The sequence below is a fragment of the Stenotrophomonas sp. YJH_SMC_91 genome (genome assembly GCF_059368495.1).
In genome coordinates this window covers 1-20,503 of sequence record NZ_JCAFRT010000007.1, presented here as the reverse complement: position 1 = coordinate 20,503, position 20,503 = coordinate 1, and the positions used below count along the sequence as shown (strand labels likewise).

General features: G+C 66.3%; 16 protein-coding genes. 4 read left to right on the top strand and 12 right to left on the bottom strand.

Annotated elements, in window-relative coordinates:
* Nucleotides 1–158: 158 nt before the first annotated feature.
* The 4 genes from AC5P5X_RS10665 to betI all read right to left on the bottom strand — a co-directional run bounded on the left by AC5P5X_RS10665 (nucleotide 159) and on the right by betI (nucleotide 5,940).
* Nucleotides 159–1,835: a long-chain fatty acid--CoA ligase gene (locus AC5P5X_RS10665; RefSeq protein ID WP_012480081.1), complete on the bottom strand. Its 1,677-nt coding sequence runs from the start codon at nucleotides 1,833–1,835 to the stop codon at nucleotides 159–161.
* A gap of 219 nt (nucleotides 1,836–2,054) precedes the next feature.
* Complete coding sequence (betA, locus tag AC5P5X_RS10660; RefSeq protein ID WP_005409499.1) at nucleotides 2,055–3,737, bottom strand: choline dehydrogenase; 1,683 nt, start codon at nucleotides 3,735–3,737, stop codon at nucleotides 2,055–2,057.
* Nucleotides 3,738–3,838: 101 nt separating this feature from the next.
* Nucleotides 3,839–5,311: a betaine-aldehyde dehydrogenase gene (betB, locus tag AC5P5X_RS10655; RefSeq protein ID WP_005409500.1), complete on the bottom strand. Its 1,473-nt coding sequence runs from the start codon at nucleotides 5,309–5,311 to the stop codon at nucleotides 3,839–3,841.
* A gap of 38 nt (nucleotides 5,312–5,349) precedes the next feature.
* On the bottom strand, nucleotides 5,350–5,940 hold the full coding sequence (gene betI, locus AC5P5X_RS10650; protein ID WP_005409501.1) for a transcriptional regulator BetI: 591 nt from the start codon (nucleotides 5,938–5,940) through the stop codon (nucleotides 5,350–5,352).
* A gap of 170 nt (nucleotides 5,941–6,110) precedes the next feature.
* On the opposite strand from betI, the gene AC5P5X_RS10645 reads away from it, so the two are divergent.
* Nucleotides 6,111–7,661, top strand: a complete 1,551-nt coding sequence (locus AC5P5X_RS10645) for a BCCT family transporter (RefSeq protein ID WP_005409502.1) — start codon at nucleotides 6,111–6,113, stop codon at nucleotides 7,659–7,661.
* A gap of 151 nt (nucleotides 7,662–7,812) precedes the next feature.
* On the opposite strand, the gene acnA is transcribed toward AC5P5X_RS10645, so the two are convergent.
* A complete protein-coding gene (gene acnA / locus AC5P5X_RS10640) occupies nucleotides 7,813–10,566 on the bottom strand; it encodes an aconitate hydratase AcnA (RefSeq protein ID WP_088431980.1) in 2,754 nt (917 codons plus the stop codon).
* Between the two features lie 260 nt (nucleotides 10,567–10,826).
* Entirely contained in the window at nucleotides 10,827–11,198 is a 372-nt protein-coding gene (bamE, locus tag AC5P5X_RS10635) for an outer membrane protein assembly factor BamE domain-containing protein (RefSeq protein WP_111189521.1), read from the bottom strand.
* A gap of 192 nt (nucleotides 11,199–11,390) precedes the next feature.
* Here bamE and AC5P5X_RS10630 point away from each other — a divergent pair, with 192 nt between their 5' ends.
* Genes AC5P5X_RS10630 through acnB form a run of 3 tightly spaced genes read left to right on the top strand, consistent with a single transcriptional unit; the run spans nucleotide 11,391 to nucleotide 14,655 of the window.
* Nucleotides 11,391–11,615 carry an AbrB/MazE/SpoVT family DNA-binding domain-containing protein gene (locus tag AC5P5X_RS10630; RefSeq protein ID WP_005409505.1) on the top strand — a complete coding sequence of 75 codons (225 nt, stop codon included), beginning with the start codon at nucleotides 11,391–11,393 and terminating at the stop codon, nucleotides 11,613–11,615.
* A 6-nt stretch (nucleotides 11,616–11,621) separates the two neighbouring features.
* The gene (locus AC5P5X_RS10625) at nucleotides 11,622–12,020 is read left to right on the top strand and encodes a type II toxin-antitoxin system VapC family toxin (protein ID WP_005409506.1); all 399 of its coding nucleotides are present in this window, start codon (nucleotides 11,622–11,624) and stop codon (nucleotides 12,018–12,020) included.
* A gap of 43 nt (nucleotides 12,021–12,063) precedes the next feature.
* Nucleotides 12,064–14,655, top strand: coding sequence for a bifunctional aconitate hydratase 2/2-methylisocitrate dehydratase (gene acnB, locus AC5P5X_RS10620; protein WP_495215978.1), 2,592 nt, complete (start codon nucleotides 12,064–12,066; stop codon nucleotides 14,653–14,655).
* 91 nt (nucleotides 14,656–14,746) lie between these two features.
* Here the strand turns inward: acnB and AC5P5X_RS10615 are convergent, their stop codons facing one another.
* From AC5P5X_RS10615 to AC5P5X_RS10590, 6 genes are all read right to left on the bottom strand, one after another.
* The gene (locus tag AC5P5X_RS10615) at nucleotides 14,747–15,691 is read right to left on the bottom strand and encodes a hypothetical protein (protein ID WP_111189522.1); all 945 of its coding nucleotides are present in this window, start codon (nucleotides 15,689–15,691) and stop codon (nucleotides 14,747–14,749) included.
* A gap of 90 nt (nucleotides 15,692–15,781) precedes the next feature.
* On the bottom strand, nucleotides 15,782–17,158 hold the full coding sequence (locus AC5P5X_RS10610; protein ID WP_258391103.1) for a hypothetical protein: 1,377 nt from the start codon (nucleotides 17,156–17,158) through the stop codon (nucleotides 15,782–15,784).
* Nucleotides 17,159–17,461: 303 nt separating this feature from the next.
* A complete protein-coding gene (locus AC5P5X_RS10605) occupies nucleotides 17,462–18,535 on the bottom strand; it encodes a protein-glutamate methylesterase/protein-glutamine glutaminase (protein WP_329762685.1) in 1,074 nt (357 codons plus the stop codon).
* Nucleotides 18,532–19,128 carry a chemoreceptor glutamine deamidase CheD gene (gene cheD / locus AC5P5X_RS10600; protein ID WP_005409511.1) on the bottom strand — a complete coding sequence of 199 codons (597 nt, stop codon included), beginning with the start codon at nucleotides 19,126–19,128 and terminating at the stop codon, nucleotides 18,532–18,534. Before cheD ends, AC5P5X_RS10605 begins: the two co-directional genes overlap by 4 nt.
* Complete coding sequence (locus AC5P5X_RS10595) at nucleotides 19,125–19,994, bottom strand: CheR family methyltransferase (RefSeq protein ID WP_005409512.1); 870 nt, start codon at nucleotides 19,992–19,994, stop codon at nucleotides 19,125–19,127. The genes cheD and AC5P5X_RS10595 overlap by 4 nt, the downstream gene beginning before the upstream one ends.
* Before the next feature lie 37 nt (nucleotides 19,995–20,031).
* Nucleotides 20,032–20,503: methyl-accepting chemotaxis protein (locus tag AC5P5X_RS10590; RefSeq protein ID WP_495201458.1), on the bottom strand; the 472-nt coding region annotated here is incomplete at its 5' end.

The window sequence follows — 20,503 nt, the reverse complement described above, 5'->3', positions numbered from 1 at the left end:
GGAGAGGAGTGAGGGGGCGAGCTGAACATGCGGCGGCGACTGATTCTATGCACCCGGCGTGAACCGCCCGCAAGCGCCGGGCCGGCCATGTTCCGGCAATAAAAAGACCCCGCCGTCTCCGGCGGGGTCCCCTGTACTGTCGTGTTGCCCGGAAACCCTTACTGGGCGGGCGTATCACGCAGCTCGCGACGGAGAATCTTGCCGACGTTGGTCTTCGGCAGCTCCTTTCGGAATTCTACGATTCTGGGGTGCTTGTAACCGGTCAGGTTGGCCCGGGCATGTTCCTTGACCATTTCCGCGGTCAGGTTCGGGTCCTTCTTCACGATCACGACCTTCACGACCTCGCCGGACTTCTCGTCCGGGACACCGACCGCAGCCACCTCCAACACGCCGGGCATCATCGCGATGACGTCCTCGACTTCGTTCGGGTACACGTTGAAGCCGGACACCAGGATCATGTCCTTCTTGCGGTCGACGATGTAGAAGAAGCCCTGTTCGTCCATCTTCGCCATGTCGCCGGTGTGCAGCCAGCCGTCGGCGTCGATGGCGGTGGCGGTTTCCTCCGGGCGCTGCCAGTAGCCCTTCATCACCTGCGGGCCCTTGATGCACAGCTCGCCCACTTCGCCCAGCGCCAGGATGTTGCCGTTGTCGTCCTTGATGCACGCATCGGTGGACGGGATCGGCAGGCCGATGGCGCCGTTGTACTCGGGCAGGGTGAGCGGGTTGATGCAGGCTGCCGGCGAGGTCTCGGTCAGGCCATAGGCTTCGACCAGGGTCACCCCGGTGACCTTCTTCCAGCGTTCGGCCACGGCACGTTGTACCGCCATGCCGCCGCCGAGGGTGAACTTGACCGAAGAAAAGTCGATCTCGTCGAAGCCGGGCGTGTTGAGCAGGCCGTTGAACAGCGTGTTGACGCCGGTGATGGCGGTGAAGCGGGTGCCCTTGAGCTCCTTGACGAAACCCTTCATGTCGCGCGGGTTGGTGATCAGGTGGTTGCAGCCACCGAACTTCATGAAGACCAGGCCGTTCGCGGTCAACGCGAAGATGTGGTACAGCGGCAGGGCAGTGATGATCACTTCCTTGCCCGGCTCGATGCCCGAGGTGGACAGCCACGCCGACGCCTGCTGCATGTTGGCGATCAGGTTGCGGTTGGTCAGCATCGCGCCCTTGGCCACGCCGGTGGTACCGCCGGTGTACTGCAGGAAAGCGATGTCGTCGTGGTCGATCTCGACCTTCGGAAGCGCGTGGCGGCTGCCCAGCTTGAGCGCCTGCCTGAAGCGGACGGCGCCCTTGATGTGGTAGTTGGGCACCATCTTCTTGACGTACTTCAGCACGAAGTTGACGATCGCGCCCTTGGCGCCGAGCAGGTCGCCCAGGCCGGTGGTGACCACGTGCTTGACCGGCGTATCGGCGATGACCTGTTCGACGGTGTCGCCGAAGTTGTCGACCACCACCAGCGCACTGACGCCTGCATCGACCAGCTGGTGCTTGAGTTCGCGCGCGGTGTACAGCGGGTTGACGTTGACCACGGTCAGTCCGGCGCGCAGCACGCCGAAGGTGGCCACCGGGTACTGCAGGCAGTTGGGCATCATCAGGGCGACGCGGTCACCCTTCTTGAGCTTGAGCTCACCCAGCAGGTAGGCGGCGAACTGGGTGACCAGCGCATCGGTCTCACCGTAGGTGAGCACTTTGCCGAAGCTGGAGTAGGCTGGACGGTCGCGGAATTTCGCGACGGAAGCGTCGAAGACCGAAGCTACCGAATGGAACTCGTTGACGTCGATTTCGGCGGGAACGCCTTTCGGATAGCTCTGCAGCCAGGGACGATCCAGACTCATATTCCCCCTCCAGGAATCGTGATGTATTAGGTTCCGGCCCTGAGCGTAGCGACAATGGCCGTTCAATGCAGCATACCCCGCCGTAGGGAAAACGCGAAGAGGCCCCGAAGGGCCTCTTTGCTTGGTACTGCCGGCTGGCCGGCATCTGCGCTCGATCGGGATTCCGGTGGATGCCGGCCAGCGGCCGGCACGACCGTGTCGCCAAGCGGGGCGCTTGCGTCAGTCCTGCTTGCGCACCGGTGCACCGTTGGCCTTGTAGTACGGCGCGGTGCTGCGGGCCAGCGGGGTGCGGCCGCGGATCACGTCGGCCAGCTTCTCGGCCATCATGATGGTCGGCGCGTTGAGGTTGCCGGTCACCACCTGCGGCATGATCGAGGCATCGACGATGCGCAGGCCTTCCAGCCCGTGCACGCGGCCCTGGCCGTCGACCACCGCCATCGGGTCATCGGCGTGGCCCATCTTGTTCGAGCACGACGGGTGGTAGGCGGTCTCGGCATGTTCGCGGACGAACGCATCGATCTGCGCATCGGTCTGCAGCGCGCTGCCCGGGGAAATCTCGCGGCCGCTGTACGGTGCCAGCGCCGGCTGCGCGAAGATCTCGCGGGTGATGCGGATCGCCGCGCGGAACTCGCGCCAGTCCTGCTCATGCGACATGTAGTTGAAGAGGATGCTCGGATGTTCGCGCGGATCCTTCGAACGCACGTGGATGCGGCCGCGGCTGGGCGAGCGCATCGAACCGACGTGCATCTGGAAGCTGTGCGCCTTGATCGGGTTGGAGCCGTTGTAATTGATCGCCACCGGCAGGAAGTGGTACTGCAGGTTCGGCCAGTCGAATTCGGCGTCGCTGCGGATGAAGCCGCCGGCCTCGAACTGGTTGCTGGCGCCGATGCCGGTGCCCAGGAACAGCCACTCGGCGCCGATGGCCGGCTGGTTGTACAGCTTCAGTGCCGGTGCCAGCGAGACCGGCTTCTTGCACTCGTACTGCAGGTACATCTCCAGGTGGTCCTGCAGGTTGGCGCCGACGCCCGGCAGGTGGTGCACCAGGTCGATGTCCAGGCTGCGCAGCAGGTCGGCCGGGCCGACGCCCGAACGCTGCAGGATCTGCGGCGAGGCGATGGCGCCGCCACACAGCAGTACTTCGCGGCGCGCGGTGGCACGCTGCGGCTGGTCGTTGTGCAGCCACTGCACGCCCACCGCACGCTTGCCCGAGAACAGGATGCGGTCGGTAAGCGCGTGGGTGACGATGGTCAGGTTCGGGCGCGGCTTGGCCAGGTCCAGGTAACCACGGGCGGTGCTGGAGCGACGGCCCTTCGGGGTCACCGTGCGGTCCATCGGGCCGAAGCCTTCCTGCTGGTAGCCGTTGAGGTCGTCGGTGCGGGGGTAGCCGGCCTGCACGCCGGCTTCGACCATCGCAGCGAACAGCTCGTTGTTACCGGCCTTCGGCGTGGTCACGCGCAGCGGGCCGTCGCCACCGTGGTAGTCATTGGGGCCGATGTCGCGGGTTTCCGCCTTGCGGAAGTACGGCAGGCAGTCCAGGTAGGTCCAGTCTTCCAGGCCCGGCATGCTGGCCCAGTTGTCGTAATCCATCGCGTTGCCGCGGATGTAGCACATGCCGTTGATCAGCGACGAGCCGCCCAGCCCCTTGCCGCGGCCGCAGTCCATGCGGCGGTTGTTCATGAAGGGCTCGGGATCGGTCTTGTACGCCCAGTTGTAGCGCTTGCCCTGCAGCGGGAAGGCCAGTGCCGCCGGCATCTGGGTACGGAAGTCGAGCCGGTAGTCCGGGCCACCGGCTTCCAGCAGCAGCACGCTGACATCGGCATCTTCGGTGAGGCGGGTAGCCAGCACGTTGCCGGCCGAACCAGCGCCGATGATGATGTAGTCGTACTCGTTGTGGGTGCTCATGGGTGTCTCCTGCAGGCCGGGGCGCGCTGCATGCAGGCGTCCCGGCGGAATGTCGGATCGGCGCGGTGGCCGGACGAGGGTGCGCGCTCGGGGCGCGCCGGTCAGAACACGCTGGCGTAGTCGCCCAGTTCCACCTGCACCGACTTGATGCGGGTGTAGTGGCCGAGGGTGGAGATGCCATTCTCGCGGCCGACGCCGGATTCCTTGTAGCCACCGACCGGCATTTCGGCCGGCGACTCCCCCCACGTATTGATCCAGCAGATGCCGGCTTCCAGGCGGTGGATGATGCGGTGGGCGCGGCTGATGTCCTTGCTGACCACGCCGGCGGCCAGACCGAAGGTGGTGTCGTTGGCGCGACGCACCACTTCGTCTTCGTCGTCGTAGGCGAGGATGCTCATGACCGGCCCGAAGATCTCTTCCTTGACGATGGTCATGTCATCGCGGCAGTCGGAGAACACGGTCGGCAGAACGTAGGCGCCATTGGCCAGCGCGCCTTCGGTGGCACGGCCACCGCCGGTCAGCAGGCGGGCGCCTTCGGCCTTGCCGCTTTCGATGTAGCGCAGCACGTTTTCCATGTGCGGGAAGCTGGTCAGCGGGCCGAAGTTGGTTTCGGCGGCCATCGGGTCGCCGATGCGGATGCGCTTGACGCGCTCGACAACGGCGGCCTCGAACGCGGCGAGCATGCTGCGCGGCACGAACACGCGGGTGCCGTTGGTGCAGACCTGGCCGGAGCTGAAGAAGTTGGCCATCACCGCGATGTCGGCGGCGCGGTCCAGGTCGGCGTCATCGCAGATCACCAGCGGCGACTTGCCGCCCAGCTCCATGGTCACTTCCTTCAGCGAGGAGGACGCGGCGCTGGCCATGACCTTCTTCCCGGTGGCGACGCCGCCGGTGAAGGAAATCTTCTCGATCACCGGGTGCTCGGTCAGCCACTGACCGATCTCGCGGCCCGGGCCCTGCACGACGTTGAACACGCCAGCCGGCACGCCGGCTTCGGTGTAGATCTCGGCCAGCCGGATCGCGGTCAGCGGGGTCACTTCCGAAGGCTTGAACACCATCGCGTTGCCGGCGGCCAGGGCCGGGGCCGACTTCCACATGGCGATCTGGATCGGGTAGTTCCAGGCGCCGATGCCGGCGACCACGCCCAGCGGCTCGCGACGGGTGTAGAAGAAGCTCGATTCGCGCAGCGGCAGCTGGATGCCCTCGATGGCGGTGGCCAGGCCGGCGTAGTACTCGACCACGTCGGCCCCGGTGACGATGTCCACGGTGGTGGTTTCGGCCAGCGCCTTGCCGGTGTCCAGGGTTTCCAGGTGGGCCAGCTCGTCGTTGCGCTCACGCAGGATCTCGACGGCGCGGCGCAGGATGCGCGAGCGCTCCATCGCGGTCATCGCGGCCCACACCTTCTGGCCTTCGGATGCGCTCTGCACGGCACGCTCGACGTCGGCCTGGCTGGCAACCTGCACTTCGGCGATCACCTCACCGGTGGCCGGATTGACGGTCTTGAAGGTCTTGCCGCTGGTGGCATCGACGCGCTGGCCGTGGATGTAGAGCTGTTGGACGGGCAGGGTGGTCATGGGGCGTACTCCTTGGAAGGGGGCGGGTGCTGGAGCGCTTATAGCGCGACAGCCTGCAACTGGAAGTCGATGTAGCCGTAAGCGATGCGCCGGGACTTCTCGGCGTTGAACTGGCCGCCGACCAGGCTGCCGCGCAGCCACAGGCCATCGATCATCGCGGCCAGCCCGCGAGCGGCCAGGCGGGCCTGCGGGTGGGGCAGCAGGCGGTTGAACTGGTGGCACAGGTTGGAGAACAGGCGCTGGTCGTTGGCGCGCTGCAGCCGGGCCAGTTCCGGCTGGTGCATGCTCGCGGCCCAGAAGGTGAGCCAGACGCGCATCGCGGTGCCGTTGATCTGGCTGTCGTCGAAGTTGCCGTCGACGATGGCGCGCAGCTGCTCGCGTGGGTCGTCGCTGGCGTCGGCGCGGTAGCGGGCGACCGCGTCCTTCAGCTCGCGCAGGATCTGCCGCATTGCAGCATTGAGCAGGCCGTCCTTGTCGCCGAAGTAGTGGGCGACGATGCCGCTGGACAGCCCTGCCTTCTTCGCGATGGTGGCGACGGTCGCATCGGCCATGCCGATCTCGTCGATGGTCTGGAAAGTGGCCCGGATCAGCTGTTCGCGCCGTACCGGTTCCACGCCTTTCTTCGGCATTGTCTCTCCACGGATTGCGACCCGAAGGATCGGGCTGCCCGCCATTATGCTTTTTATTGATTGAACGTTCAATCAATAAACCCTAGGATGCGCTCGCGCCCCACGCCATGGGCCCGGTTTACTGGTCCGGCCCCGCCCATGTGCTCCCTCGGACTTGATGAGACGACCCCATGTCTTCCCTGGCTCATCCCAAGCGTTCGCCCCTGCGCTTGAACCGTTTTGTCTTCTTCAGCTCCTCGGTGTCGATCGGCATCCTCGGGCTGCTCACCGTTCTCTATCCCGAAGGCAGCGAGCACTGGCTGCAATGGGCGCAGGCCGAGGTGTCGGCCGCGTTCGGCTGGTGGTACATGCTGCTGATCGTGCTGTGCCTGGGCTTCGTGCTGTGGCTGGCGTTCTCGCCGTATGGCCGCATCCGCCTGGGCCACAACGAGGAATCGCCGGCCTTCGGCTACGTCGCCTGGGTCTCGATGCTGTTCTCGGCCGGCATCGGCATCGCGCTGCTGTATTACGGCGCCTACGAGCCGCTGGACCACTTCCTGCATCCGCCCGGGCAACCCGGCGGCACCGTGGCCGCCGGCCGCGAGGCGATGGTGCTCACCTTCCTGCACTGGGGCCTGCACGGCTGGGCGCTGTATGCGCTGGTCGGCGTGGCACTGGGCTATTTCGCCTACCGCCGTGACCTGCCGCTGGCGCTGCGCTCGGCGCTGTACCCGATCTTCGGTGAGCGCATCCATGGCCGGATCGGCGACATGGTCGATGGCTTCGGCATCCTCGCCACGCTGATCTCGATGGTCACCAACCTCGGCATCGGCGCGCTGGTGGTGCAGTCCGGCCTTGTCTACCTGTTCCACATCCCGGATACGCCGCAGGTGCTGGTGGCGATCGTGCTGGTGATGATGGTGGTGGCCACCATCGGCGTGGTCGCCGGTGTGGAGAAGGGCATTGCCTGGTTGTCCAATCTCAACGTGCGCCTGCTGTGCGGCCTGCTGCTGTTCGTGCTGGTCACCGGCCCGACCCTGCACCTGTTCGATGGCCTGATCCAGAACACCGGCGATTACCTCGGTGCGTTCGTGCGCAAGAGTTTCGACATGTACCTCAACGACCCGAAGGGCCGTGAGTGGATGGGCTCGTGGACGCTGTTCTACTGGGCCTGGTGGATCGCCTGGGCGCCGTTCGTCGGCCTTTTCGTGGCACGCATCTCGCGTGGCCGCACCATCCGCGAAGTGATCATGGGCGTGCTGCTGATCCCGCTCGGCTTCACCCTGGCGTGGCTGTCGATCTTCGGCAACACCGCCATCGACCTGGTGCTCAACCATGGCCAGGCGATCCTGGGTGACGTGGCCCAGCACGATGCGGCGATGACGCTGTTCAAGCTGCTGGAATACCTGCCCGCCGCGCCGTACGTGGCCGGTGCCGCGGTGGTGATCGGCTTCGTGCTGTTCCTGACCCCGGTCGATTCGGGCACGCTGATGATCGCCAACCTGTGTACCCGTCGCGTTGACGATGGCGTGGAAGATGGCCATGACGCGCCGATCTGGCTGCGCGTGTTCTGGGCCGTCGGCATCACCGTAGCCAGCGTCGGGCTGCTGCTGGCCGGCAATTTCAGCGCAATGCAGACGGCGGTGGTGCTGTGCGGCCTGCCGTTCTCGTTCACCCTGGCGTTCTATATGTGGGGCCTGCTGAAGGCGTTGCGCACCGACCCGGACGCGCCGCGCCGCTGAGCGCGCACCTGGCGCCCATCCCGGTGCCGCCGGAGATGCGGTAGAGCCAGGCCATGCCTGTCTGCAGAGAAACAGGAAGGGCCGGATCCGCGAGGATCCGGCCCTTTTGTTGGGTGGTCGACCAGCAGTCGACTCTACCGAGAGCGGAACGTTACTTGCTGGCCAACTGGCGCAGCACGTACTGCAGCAGGCCACCATGACGGAAGTACTCGACTTCCTTCGGGGTCAGCAGCATCACCGACACCTCGAAGGTCTTCTTCGTGCCATCGGCCTTGGTCGCGGTGACCGTGGCGCGCTTGCTGGCACCGTCCTGCAGGCCGGTGATGTCGATTACTTCCGAGCCGTCCAGGCCCAGGCTCTGCGCGTTCTCGCCGTTGCGGAACTGCAGCGGCAGCACGCCCATGCCGACCAGGTTGGAGCGGTGGATGCGCTCGAAGCTTTCGGCGATGACTGCCTTCACCCCCAGCAGCAGGGTGCCCTTGGCAGCCCAGTCACGCGACGAACCGGTACCGTATTCCTTGCCGGCCAGCACCACCAGCGGCACCTTGTCGGCCTTGTACTTCATGGCCGCATCGTAGATCGCCAGCTTTTCCGGCTGGCCGCCACCGGCCGGGTAGTACAGGGTGTTGCCGCCTTCCTCGCCACCGAACATCAGGTTCTTGATGCGGATGTTGGCGAAGGTGCCGCGGACCATCACGTCATCGTTGCCGCGGCGGCTGCCGTAGCTGTTGAAGTCGGCCGGCTGCACGCCGCGCTCCTGCAGGAAGCGGCCTGCCGGCGAGTCCTTCTTGATGTTGCCGGCCGGGGAGATGTGGTCGGTGGTGATCGAATCGCCGAACAGGCCCATCACGCGCGCGCCGTGCACGTCGTTGATGCTGCCGGTCTGCATGGTCATGCCATCGAAGTAGGGCGGGTTCTTGATGTAGGTGGAGGCATCGCTCCACGCGTACAGGTTGCCGTCCGGCGAGGCGATGGTGTTCCAGCGGGTATCACCCTTGAACACGTCGGCGTAGTTCTGCTTGAACATCTCCGGCCCGATGGTGGCGGCGATGACGTCGCCGATTTCCTTGTTGCTCGGCCAGATGTCGCGCAGGAACACCGGCTGGCCATCGCTGCCGGTACCCAGCGGCTGGGTGGTCAGGTCGATGTCGGTGGTGCCGGCGATGGCGTAGGCCACCACCAGCGGCGGGCTGGCCAGGTAGTTCATCTTCACTTCGGGGTGCACGCGGCCCTCGAAGTTGCGATTGCCCGACAGCACCGAGGTGACCACCAGGTCGCCGGTGGCGATGCCGGCGCTGACTTCGGTCGGCAGCGGGCCGGAGTTGCCGATGCAGGTGGTGCAGCCGTAGCCGACCACGTAGAAGCCGATCTTTTCCAGCTCCTTCAGTACGCCGGCCTTTTCCAGGTAATCGGTGACCACCCGCGAGCCCGGCCCGAGCGAGGTCTTCACCCACGGCTGGCGGTTCAGGCCCTTGGCGGCCGCATTGCGGGCCAGCAGGCCGGCGCCGATCATCACCGCCGGGTTGGAGGTATTGGTGCACGAAGTGATGGCAGCGATGACCACCGCGCCGTCCTTCAGGCGGACCTTGCGGCCTTCGATCTCGATGTCGGCGAAGCCCTTGGCCAGCTGCTCGTTGCCGACCGCGGCGCCGCCGCCTTCGTTGACGAACGAGGAGACGTCGTCGCTGCGCTTGTCACGGTTGGCGGTCATGCCGACCAGGGCTTCACGGTAGTTCTTCTGCACGTCTTCCAGCAGCACGCGGTCCTGCGGGCGCTTCGGGCCGGCCAGCGACGGCTTCACCGTGCCCATGTCCAGTTCCAGCGTGGTGCTGTACTGGGCGTGCGGGCTGCCCGGCTCGTGCCACAGGCCCTGCGCCTTGGCGTAGGCCTCGACCAGGTTGATCTGCTCTTCGCTGCGGCCGGACAGGCGCAGGTAGTTCAGCGACTCGGCGTCGATCGGGAAGATGCCACAGGTGGCGCCGTATTCCGGGGCCATGTTGCCGATGGTGGCGCGGTCGGCCAGCGGCAGGTGCTGCAGGCCGTCACCGTAGAACTCGACGAACTTGCCGACGACGCCCAGCTTGCGCAGCATCTGGGTGACGGTCAGCACCAGGTCGGTGGCGGTGGCACCCTCGGGCAGCTTGCCGGTCAGCTTGAAGCCGACCACCTGCGGGATCAGCATCGACGATGGCTGGCCGAGCATGGCGGCCTCCGCTTCGATGCCGCCAACGCCCCAGCCCAGCACGCCGATGCCGTTGATCATCGTGGTGTGGCTGTCGGTACCGAACACGGTATCGGGGTAGGCCACGGCTTTGCCATCCTTCTCCGCGGTCATCACCACGCGGGCGAGGTTTTCCAGGTTCACCTGGTGGACGATGCCGGTGTTCGGCGGCACCACCTTGAAGTTGTCGAAGGCCTTCTGGCCCCAGCGCAGGAAGCCGTAGCGTTCCTGGTTGCGCTGGAATTCGATCTTGCCGTTGAGGTCCAGTGCGTCCGGCTTGCCGAACACATCGACCTGCACCGAGTGGTCGATGACCAGTTCGGAGGGAATCTGCGGGTTGATCTGCTCCGGCGAGCCGCCGAGCTTGACCACCGCATCGCGCATCGCGGCCAGGTCGACCACGCAGGGCACGCCGGTGAAGTCCTGCAGGACCACGCGCGCCGGCATGAAGGCGATCTCGGTGTCCGGTTCTGCCGCCGGATTCCAGCGGGCCACGGCTTCGATGTGGTCCTTGCCGACGGTGATGCCGCCGTCCTCGTGCCGGAGCAGGTTCTCCAGCAGGATCTTCATCGAGTAGGGCAGGTGGGAGATATCGAAGCGCTGGCCCAGCGTGGGCAGGCTGAAGTAGTCGTAGGTCTTGCCGCCGACGTTCAGCTGGCTGCGGGTGGAGAACGAATCGCTCATGCGGGGTAACTCCTTCTTGCGGATGGCTTGCTCTGGCCCGTGCGTGCAGGGGCCTGCTTGCGGTCGCCGGTGGCATTCCGGCCCCGGATCCTGCCCAGTATCGGCGATCCAGCGCCCGGCAATGACCCGGCTGGCTTGGAACGCAAGGTTACAGCGGTGTGTGTAGCCTTCGTGTCAGCGCGTGCGGTCGTCGCCCGCTGGCCCGAACGCAGACGGGACGCCCATGGGCGTCCCGTCCGGAAGTGCGTGTCGAGCAGGACTTACTTGCCGTTGGCGGCATCCAGCAGCGGATTGCCGGTCTTGCCAACAGCGTTGCTCTTGGACTTGGCCGTCAGCACACCCTGCTTGTTGAATTCCAGGACGGTCGCTTCCTGGATGTTCTTGCCGAAGGTCTTGATCTTCACGTAGTCGTAGTACCAGACCTGCGTGTCGCCCAGCTGTTCGCGGCGGCCGGGTGCGCCGAACTTCTCACGGACCTGGTCCTGGTTGGTCTTGCCGACTTCCAGGGTGTCCATCTGCTGTTGGGTGATCTCGACGCCGGTGGTGTAGGCGCCGAACGGATTGGCGTGGGCTGCCGTCGTCGAAAGGGCCAGCGGGGCAGCCAGCATCAGGGCAAGGGTCAAGGCGCGCATGGAACATCCTTTTATGGCGGGTAGGTGCGGGCGGCACGCGGTGCGTCCAGCCCGGGGCCGCAGCAGGTCGCTGCGGAGCCAGTCTAACCCCCGGATGCGACCAGCGCAGGATCGCGGTCACGGATTGGGCGGGTTTGTTCCAGATGCTGCGAGTATGTATAATTCATGCATACTTTTTGAGGCGTACCCCCCATGGAAGCCACCGTTGCTGAACGCGGACAGATCACCCTGCCCAAGGCGGTGCGTGATGCCCTCGGCCTGACCAAGGGCACGCTGCTGAAGGTCGAGCTGGACGGCAGCCGCATCATCCTGCGCAAGAGTGTTGACGATGCCATCTCACGGGCGCGCGGCAAGTTCGCGCTGGACGGCTTCGAATCGTCCGACGCGGCGGTGCGCGCGGTGCGTGACGAGGAGTAAGCGGTGATGATCGCCGTCGATTCACCAGTTCTGGTCGAGCTGCTCAGCAATGGTCCGCAGGCCGATGCGGTGGAAGCCATCCTGCGGCAGAGCCTGGTCGGCGGCCGCGTGGTGGTCTGTGGCGCGACGTTGGCCGAAGTCTGCGCATCGCTGCGCGGCGGTGCCGAAGTGCTCGAAGCGCTGGAAGAGATGGGCGTGCATTTCAACCCGATGGAAGCCAAGTCGGCACTGCGCGCCGGCGAGATGCACCGCCGTCATCGCCAGCGCGGCGGCAGCCGCCGCAGCCTGGACGAATTCATGGTCGGCGCCCACGCACTGCTGCAGTGCGACGGCCTGATCACCTGGAACGACACGTTTTACCGCGACTACTTCAAGGGCCTGAAGCTGATCGTGCCGCAAGCCTGAGCCCACTTTGTTTTTTCAACCTACGCATTACCCGGGAGTTGTCATGTTGGAAGCCTACCGCCACCACGTCGCCGAGCGCGCTGCGCTTGGCATCCCGCCGCTGCCGCTGAGCGCGCAGCAGACGGCCGATGTCATCGAACTGCTGAAGAACCCGCCGCAGGGCGAGGCCGAGTTCCTGCTCGACCTGCTGACCCACCGCGTGCCGGCCGGCGTCGATGACGCAGCCAAGGTCAAGGCCTCGTACCTGGCCGCGATCGCGCTGGGCAGCGAGCAGAACCCGCTGATCAGCCGCGAGCGCGCCACCGAACTGCTGGGCACCATGCTCGGCGGTTACAACGTTGCGCCGCTGGTGCAGCTGCTTGACGACACCAGCGTCGGCACCATTGCCGCCAACGGCCTGAAGAAGACCCTGCTGGTGTTCGACGCGTTCCACGACGTGCAGGAAAAGGCCAAGGCCGGCAACGCCAACGCCCAGGCCGTGCTGCAGAGCTGGGCCGATGCCGAGTGGTTCACCAGCAACCCGGAAGTGCCGCAGAGCCTGACGGTCACCGTGTTCAAGGTGCCTGGCGAGACCAACACCGACGACCTGTCGCCGGCACCCGATGCGACCACCCGCCCGGACATCCCGATGCACGCCCTGGCGATGCTGAAGAACAAGCGCGACGACGCGCCGTTCACCCCGGAAGAAGACGGCAAGCGCGGCCCGATCCAGCAGATCCTCGACCTGAAGGACAAGGGCCACCTGGTTGCCTATGTCGGCGACGTGGTCGGTACCGGCTCCTCGCGCAAGTCGGCCACCAACAGCGTGCTGTGGTGGACCGGCGATGACATTCCGTTCATCCCGAACAAGCGCGCCGGTGGCGTCTGCCTGGGTTCGAAGATCGCCCCGATCTTCTACAACACCATGGAAGATGCCGGCGCACTGCCGATCGAGCTGGACGTGTCGAAGATGGAGCACGGCGATGTGGTCGAGCTGCGTCCGTACGAAGGCAAGGCGCTGAAGAACGGTGAAGTGATCGCCGAGTTCCAGGTCAAGTCCGAAGTGCTGTTCGACGAAGTGCGTGCCGGTGGCCGCATTCCGCTGATCATCGGCCGTGGCCTGACCGGCAAGGCGCGCGAAGCGCTGGGCCTGGCCCCGACCAACCTGTTCCGCCTGCCGGTGCAGCCGGCCGACACCGGCAAGGGCTTCTCGCTGGCACAGAAGATGGTCGGCCGCGCCTGTGGCCTGCCGGAAGGCCAGGGCATGCGCCCGGGCACCTACTGCGAACCGAAGATGACCTCGGTCGGCTCGCAGGACACCACCGGCCCGATGACCCGTGACGAGCTGAAGGACCTGGCCTGCCTGGGCTTCTCGGCCGATCTGGTGATGCAGTCGTTCTGCCACACCGCCGCCTACCCGAAGCCGGTGGACGTGAAGACCCACCACACCCTGCCGGAGTTCATCTCCACCCGTGGCGGCGTTTCGCTGCGCCCGGGCGACGGCGTGATCCACAGCTGGCTCAACCGCATGCTGCTGCCGGACACCGTGGGTACCGGTGGTGACTCGCACACCCGCTTCCCGGTGGGCATTTCGTTCCCGGCCGGTTCGGGCCTGGTCGCCTTCGCTGCGGCCACCGGCGTGATGCCGCTGGACATGCCGGAGTCGGTGCTGGTGCGCTTCAAGGGCAAGATGCAGCCGGGCGTGACCCTGCGTGACCTGGTCAACGCGATCCCGCTGTACGCGATCAAGTCGGGCCTGCTGACCGTGGCCAAGGCTGGCAAGAAGAACATCTTCTCCGGCCGCATCCTGGAAATCGAAGGCCTGCCGGAGCTGAAGGTCGAACAGGCGTTCGAACTGTCCGACGCCTCGGCCGAGCGTTCGGCGGCCGGTTGCTCGGTGCGCCTGAACAAGGAACCGATCATCGAGTACCTGACCAGCAACATCACGCTGCTGAAGTGGATGATTGCCGAGGGCTACCAGGATCCGCGTTCGCTGCAGCGTCGCATCGAGAAGATGGAGGCGTGGCTGGCCAACCCGCAGCTGCTGGAGCCGGATGCCGACGCCGAGTACGCCGCCGTCATCGAGATCGACCTGGCCGACATCCACGAGCCGATCGTGGCCTGCCCGAACGATCCGGACGACGTGAAGACCCTGTCCGAAGTCGCTGGCGCCAAGATCGACGAAGTGTTCATCGGTTCGTGCATGACCAACATCGGTCACTTCCGTGCCGCTGCCAAGCTGCTGGAAGGCAAGCGTGACCTGCCGACCCGCCTGTGGGTGGCCCCGCCGACCAAGATGGACGCCTCGGAGCTGACCAAGGAAGGCGTGTACGGCACCTTCGGCGCCACCGGCGCCCGCATGGAAATGCCGGGCTGCTCGCTGTGCATGGGCAACCAGGCGCAGAACCGCGAAGGCTCCACCGCGATGTCGACCTCGACCCGCAACTTCCCGAACCGCCTGGGCCGCAACACCAACGTGTACCTGGGTTCGGCCGAACTGGCCGCGATCTGCTCGCGTCTGGGCCGCATCCCGACCAAGGAGGAGTACATGGCGGACATCGGCGTGATCAACGCCAATGGTGCGGAGATCTACCGCTACATGAACTTCGACCAGATCGAGGAATACCAGGACGTGGCCAACACGGTCGCTGCCTGATGCGGTAGTGCCGGCCGCTGGCCGGCACGCCGTTGAAACGAAGAACCCCCGGTGAGAGCCGGGGGTTCTTCGTTTGGGGGCGTACCCAGGTTCAGGCCTGGGTAACGGCCGCCGCTTCCTCGGTCACGGCCGGCGTTTCCGCCGGAAGCTCGGCTTCCACCGCAGGCTGCGGCAGAGCGCCATGGTCGGGGAACAGGCGGGGCAGCTCAGCCACGAAACGCGCGATGCAGGCCTCGGCGAACTCACGCGACGCCGCCTTGGCCTTCGCGTAGTCGTCTGCCTGCCATTCCTGCAGCGGGGCAACCCGTGCTTCGTCCCGGCAGTGCACGCCCTGGCCGCCACTGGCGCCGCGGAACAGCTTGCGCACCACCGGGAAGCCGATGGTTACATCGTGGCGCAGCTCGTAGGGGGTCTCTGCATCGCTGAGCTTCTGGTACACCAGCGACCACTGGCCGGCGCTGGCTTCCACGGTGCGCTCGTCGCTGGGAATGGCGCCGGGGTGGGCCGCGAAATAGAGTGCCAGCTGCTCGCGGATCATGCCGGGCAATGCGCCGAAGGCCGGGCTGGGCACAGAGTTGATGTCCTCGCCACGGACGTTGTTCTTGCTGAAGCTGTTGCTGGTGCCGATGTCACCCACGCCAGTGACGAACGCCAGAGCAGACAGGCCGACCTTGGCCGCGGTGACGGCAGCGGTGTCGGCACGCATCACCAGGCGCAGCACGTGATCGCCCACGCGATTGCCGTTGGGGCCTGCACCCAGTCCGGAAGTGACCTTGATGTGCTGCAGGCTGCTGTAGTCAACAGGAGGTGCCACGGCGGCTGTGACATTCCCGATGCCCGGATCGGCCGCGGTGGGGGCGTGCGCCGCGTCTGGCGCGGTCGCCGCACCCGTTGCTGGATCGAGCGTTGACCCGCTGGTGACTGCGGAATCCACGGCAGGCGTGGGTGTGGGTGCTTCGTCGTTGGCGTAGGCCGACGGCGCCAGCAGCAGGGTGGCCGCGATCGCGGCGGTGAGGCAGGTTGGGCGTAATGCCACGGTAGTACTCCTTGGGGAAACGAAAATGAGGCGCTGTGCGCGCTCTGGTGGTTGATGCCCGGCGAAGGCCGAAGGTAGGGGAGCGATTGCTCAGCGCGGCGCGAACTCCCTGATCGGGAACGCATTGCAATGGGCGATCGCAGCGGCGATGTCGACCGGAGCATCGGCGGCGGCACTGCGGCGACTGTTCACCGTGGCCGCCTCTTCCCACAGGCTGGGCAATACCTGCGGTGCGTCCAGTACGCGTTCGCGCACGGCATCGTGAAGGGCGCTGCTGTAATCGGTAGCCGGTACCACCACGCACAGGCGTGTGCCGGGATTGCTGCTGGCCTGCTGCAGCATCTTCCGCAGTGCCTCGGTGCTGCCCGCGTCGTCGGTCAACCGTTCCGGTGCGCTGCCCTGACGGGCATCCTGGATCTGCAGCTGGCCTGGGCTGAACAGCAGGACCTGCATGTCCTGCCGCGGTTCAATGCGCACCGGCGCACGCGTGCCCTCACAGGTGCTGGGGGTCTTGCGTGCGACCTGTGGCGTCGTGCTGCCATCGGCGTGTACCTGGCGCAGATGCAGGCGGCACATCTTGTCGGCCACTTCCATTTCCACTTCGTAGTCCTGTCCGGGCCTGGCCACGAACTGACCCGACAACTGCCCGTCGCAGTACATGCGGCTTGATGCGTCGAAGCGCGCTTCGACGATCAGCGGCTTGCCGCCGGCGACTTCGTACTCCTGGTAGCTGAGCATGGAGAACCGCTCGTTCTCCTTGCTGCGCAGGGTTTCCGTGGCGGGGATGCCGAGCACGCCCTTGTCACCGGCGTTGTTGTACTTGACGTCGATCCTGTCGCGGTAGTCCTCGCGGCAGGCGGCGTCGGTGTACAGGGTGGTGGTCCGCCCCAGGCTGGCATAGATGCGCACCCGTGCCGGCGGCACGGCACCGCCTGCGTAGGCCGTGAGATCTTCAGCAGCAAGCGGGCGAGGGTACATCGCCGGAATTCGCTTGATGAGCTGCTCGGTGCACTTCATCGTGATCACCTGGGCGGCAATCTTGAGCCTGGCGTAGTCATTGGCCTGCCACTCGCCCAGGGTCGCCCGGTCGTCGCTGTCACTGCATCTGATGATTTCAGCCAGGGTGCCATCGGCACGGCGTTGCTCGATGGTGCTGACGTGGTTGAGGCGGTAAAGGGGATCCTTCCGCGTGTTGCCCTGGTGCACCAGCGCCCAGGTGTCTGCACTGAAACGCAGGGTGCTGCTCTGGTTGGGCAGCGCGTCAGGCGCATAGCTGAAGTAGCCACCCACCAGCGCCCTGGCTACGTTGGGCATCAGCGTGGTGGCGGGGCTGGCCTGGCTCTCGACGATGCTGCCGGGCAGGGTGTTGCGCCGGAAGTAGTCCGGCTCATTGCCGCTGAAGAGCAGTGCGAGGCCCTTTGGCGTGAGCGACTCGCTGTCATCGGGGGTGACGATGCGCAACGCCACGTCGGGTGCGTGGAGGCGCTTCGATGCGGTATCCGGACCACTCTGGATGTGGACGCGATCGGTCCAGGCGGTGCCCTTCGCGACGGGGGCGGGGGGGAAGGCCCAGGGTGGCCTGCGGCGGTGCCGGCACGCCGGCAGCGGTAGCTGCCAGCGGAGCCAGCAGAGCGGCCGCCAGCAGTGACGGTTGGTAACGGAAGAGACGCAGGGCCATGGTCAAACTCCTTGGAAAACACGACAGCCGTGCCGGCCCTTCCGGGGCCGGCATCTGAAAGAGGAAATCAGGCGGTGCGATGCCGCGGACGATCAGCCGCGGGCGAGCGCCAACAGTCGTTCGGCGATCCGTTCCAATGGCACCTGTTCTTCGGCCGCTCCCAGTTTGAAGGCAGCGCCGGGCATGCCCCAGACCACGCTGGTGGCTTCATCCTGGACCAGCGTCGGCGCGCCGGCCTGGCGCATTTCCAGCAGGCCGCGCGCGCCATCGTCACCCATGCCGGTGAGGATGGCGCCGATGGCGTTGCCGCCCGCGCTCTGCGCGACCGAACGGAACAGCACGTCCACCGCGGGCTTGTGACGGTTCACCGCAGGGCCATCATCGACGCGGCAGCGCCAGCGCGCACCGTCGCGGATGATCCGCAGGTGCTTGCCGCCCGGTGGCAGGTAGGCATGGCCAGGCAGCACTGCCTCGCCGTCGCTGGCCTCACGCACGGCCATCGCGGAATGCCGGTCCAGGCGTTCGGCGAAGGCGCTGCTGAAGCTGGCAGGCAGGTGCTGGGTCATCACCACGGCAGGCGCATCGGCCGGCATGCCTTCCAGCACCACGCGCAGCGCCTCGGTGCCGCCGGCCGAAGAACCAGTCGCGATCAGGCGGTCGGTGGTGCGGAACTGCGGTGCAGCCGGGCGCATTGCAGGAGCTGCTTCCAGCAGGAGTTTCGGAGCGGCAGCACGCACCAGCGGGCGCACCCGCGAGCGCGCCGCCATCTTCACCTTGGCGATGATCTCGTCGGCGTAGCCCTGCAGGCCGCGTGCGACGTCCAGCTTGGGCTTGGAGACGAAGTCCACGGCGCCCAGTGCCAGTGCCTGCAGCGTGGTATCGGCGCCGCGCTCGGTCAACGAGGAAATCATCACCACAGGCAGTGGGTGCAGCCGCATCAGGTTTTCCAGGAAGGCGAGGCCGTCCATGCGTGGCATTTCCACGTCCAGCGTGATCACGTCCGGGGCCAGACGCTTGATCTTCTCGCGCGCCAGCAGCGGGTCGGCAGCGGTGCCGACCACGTCGATGGCCGGATCGCTGGACAGGATTTCCGTGAGCATCTGGCGCACGACGGCGGAGTCGTCGACGATCAGGACCCGGCAGGGGGCGTTGCCGGTCAGGGTCATTCGAACAACTCCACGCCACCGGTGACCGGGGCCTTGGACAGGCGCGCACGCACTGCCGATTCGGTGGCAGCCACTTCGGCTTCGTGGGCATGCGGCAGGCGCTGCACCACCACGCGGCCGGTGTCGGCGAAGAACCAGATCTTGCGCGGATGGATGCCGCACAGGTCCTCGGCGATGATCGGAATATGCTCGGCCTGCAGGTACTGGCGCACGAACTCGGCGTTACGGGTACCGACCGGATTGCTGGTGAAGCCCTTCAGTACGTTGGCGCCGCCGAACACCTTGGCCTCGATGCGCTTGCGGTGCGCGCCGCGCTTGAGCATGTCGTTGATCAGCAGCTCCATCGCATAGCTGCCGTAGCGTGCGGGCGCGCCGTCGCCGGCGTTGCCCTCCGGCAGCAGGAAGTGGTTCATGCCGCCGATCTTCAGCACCGGGTCGCGCAGGCAGGCGGCCACGCACGAACCCAGGGTGGTGGTCAGCGCGGTGGTGTCATCGACCACCAGGTACTGGGTGGGCAGCAGCTTGGCGGCAAGGGTCTGGAAGCGTGCATCCTGGTAGCGCATCACGTCGTCGGTACGCAGTGAGGCGTTCATGCGCCGGCCTTTGCCGCGCGGCGGTACAGGGTGCGCCCGCAGGGCTGGATCAGGTCGGCGGCGTGCAGGTAGTTCTCCGAGTGTCCGGTGTAGAGCAGGCCATCGTCGGCCAGGTGCTGCACCAGGCGGCCGAGGATGGCGCGCTGGGTCGGCTTGTCGAAGTAGATCATCACATTGCGGCAGAACAGCGCGTCGAACGGGCCGCCGACGTCGTAGCGCGGGGCGAGCAGGTTCAGCGGACGGAACTCGATCAGCTCGCGCAGCGCCGGCAGCACGCGGCACTGGCCCTCGTTGGGACCGCTGCCACGCTGGAAGTAGCGGCGGCGCAGGTCCGGGTCGAGATTGGCGACACGGTCGATGTTGTAGACGCCGCGGCCGGCGGTGGCCAGTACCTGGGTATCGACGTCGGTAGCGACGATGCGCACCGGCGGCTTCAGCGTACCGAAGGCTTCGCAGGCGGTGATCGCCATCGAATAGGGTTCCTCACCGGTGGACGCCGCGCACGACCACAGCAGCAGCGGCGAACGGCTGGAACGCTGCTGCAGCTCTTCGCGCAGCTTGTCGAAGTGGTGCGGCTCGCGGAAGAACGAGGTCAGGTTGGTGGTCAGTGCGTTGGTGAAGGCCTGCCACTCGTCACCGTCTTCCTGCTCAAGATGGTCCAGGTACTGCTGGAAGCTGCGCATGCCCAGCGTGCGCAGGCGGCGCGACAGGCGGCCATAGACCATGTCGCGCTTGGCCGGTGCGAGGGCGATGCCCACGCGCTGGTAGATCAGGTCGCAGACGCGGCGGAAATCACGGTCGGCGAACTCGAACTCGCGCGGGCCGGTGACGATGGGAGTAGGACTTTGCACGGGGGACGTGTCCATCGGCAGAGGCGGCGGCCGAAGCCGCCGCGGGTGGGTCTCAGAATTCCTGCCAGTCGCTGTCGCTGGCGGCGAAGGTGCTGGCGTTGCTGCTGCGACGTACCGGCGTGGGCGTGCTGGTCGGCTGCGGACGTGCCACGGTGGTGATGCGCGCCGGTTCCACGCGTTCGGCGACAGCCTTCACCGCGGCCGAGACCTGGTTGTCGAGGCGGAAGATCGCCACGGCGTCGGCCAGCTGCGCGGCCTGGTCTTCCATCGCACGTGCGGCGGCGGTGGCTTCTTCCACCAGTGCAGCATTCTGCTGGGTGGTCTCGTCCATCTGCACCACGGTCTGGTTGACCTGCTCGATGCCGGCCGACTGTTCCTGCGAGGCGGCGGAGATCTCGGCCATGATGTCGGTCACGCGCTGCACCGAGGCGACGATCTCGCCCATGGTGCTGCCGGCCTGGTGCACCAGGCTGGAGCCTTCGGCGACCTTGCCGACCGAATCATCGATCAGGCCCTTGATCTCC